The organism is Streptomyces sp. MnatMP-M17 (genome assembly GCF_900091995.1).
GTDB lineage: Bacteria > Actinomycetota > Actinomycetes > Streptomycetales > Streptomycetaceae > Streptomyces.
In genome coordinates, this window is the sequence record NZ_FMDK01001010.1 from 1 (window position 1) to 1,359 (window position 1,359).

Below are 1,359 nucleotides of genomic sequence, written 5' to 3' on the forward strand. Positions count from 1 at the left end.
CTCGCCGACGACGCCCGCCTCTGCGTGACCGAAGTCGTCACCAACTCCCACCGCCACACCGACTCATGGCGGATCCAGGTGGACGTGACGGTTCGTCAGCGAGATGTGACGGTGTACGTCAAGGACGACAAGCCGTACGCCCTGCCCGTACCGGGCAACAGCGATACCGAGCAGGAACACGGCCGTGGCTTGCTCCTCCTGGAGAACCTCGCCGCGCAGTGGGGATCCATGGTGTACGGAGGCCGCGCACCGGTGGCGAAGACCGTCTGGTTCACGCTGGCCGAGACCAGGGCCGGGGCCGAGGGCTCGGCGGGTACAGGCTCGGGCGCGGGCGCGTAGTGGAGCCCGTAACCGACCCTGTCCTGTGGGGAGTCGTGTCCATCGCCGTCAGTGCGACCGTCATGGCGGTGGGCGTGCTCTACGCATCGATGGCGACCTCGAACGAGGCCGATCCGCCCGTACCGGCCGACGGCGAGAAGGGCTTCACATACACCTGCCACTGCTACCGCGATCCCATACACGTTACGGTCCGGCCTCCCGCCGACAGACGGTCGTGGCAGTAAAGGCAGTTTCTCCCGGCCGGGCGGCCGTGGCCTCTTGGAGGCGAACGGCCGCGTCGGGAGCGTTCCTGCCCTGCGGGTGCCGTTAGTTGGCGGCGCAGTTGACCTGGACTTGGTACGTACGCTCAGCAGGTCCGATCGCGCGGTCACTGCCGTGGTACGCGCCGGTCTGGTGGTACTTGAACGTGACGGTGTAGGCGCCGCACTCGTTCAGCACACTTGCGCCACCAAGGTGCCGTGCTCACTGTCCCGTTGGCCACGATCGAGGACGGGTAGCCGGGTGTGGTGTTCCACCAACTGACTCCCCAGTAGTAGGTGTTACGGTCCGTCTCCACCCACGCCTGCCGGCCCTGCGCCCGGGATTGCCAGAGCAGCCAAGGCAAGCACCGCCGTACTGACGACGGTCCGGAACATGGTGTGCGCTTTCCTCATGTCGTTCCCCTCCTGTGGGAGTCACCGACCGCGAACGCGGTGGCCGCCGGGAGAACGATCATGCCGACTACCTGGAAACCATCTGATCCAACCGCAACTTTGACCGACGTCTTGGGGTGCGCGGGGTGAGCGAGAGTGCGCGGGAGTGCGCGGGAGTGCGCGAGGTGCGCAGGAGTGGAATGGGGCTTCTGGGCTTGGCTCAGCGGCAAATGGCCGGTGGGTGGCTGGGGTTCAGTCCCGCTGTGAGGGTGGGGTTGTTGAGTGCGGGTCAGACCCAAGAGGTAGTCGGGGTGGACCGGTAGGTCCCGTGCCGCGTGGGGGCCGCCCCTCTGTTTTTGATTGTGGCGGGGTCGTGCCGGGCGTCAAG

The 1,359-nt window shown here is 66.8% G+C and carries 3 protein-coding genes; 2 read left to right on the forward strand and 1 reads right to left on the reverse strand.

Annotated features, from left to right (window positions below):
- On the forward strand, nucleotides 1-339 hold a 339-nt coding region (locus GA0115259_RS35130; RefSeq protein ID WP_107469367.1), incomplete at its 5' end, for an ATP-binding protein.
- A 35-nt stretch (nucleotides 340-374) separates the two neighbouring features.
- Complete coding sequence (locus GA0115259_RS35135; RefSeq protein ID WP_093604392.1) at nucleotides 375-563, forward strand: hypothetical protein; 189 nt, start codon at nucleotides 375-377, stop codon at nucleotides 561-563.
- Nucleotides 564-645: 82 nt separating this feature from the next.
- On the opposite strand, the gene GA0115259_RS42450 is transcribed toward GA0115259_RS35135, so the two are convergent.
- On the reverse strand, nucleotides 646-777 hold the full coding sequence (locus GA0115259_RS42450; protein WP_256098286.1) for a hypothetical protein: 132 nt from the start codon (nucleotides 775-777) through the stop codon (nucleotides 646-648).
- Nucleotides 778-1,359: the final 582 nt, after the last annotated feature.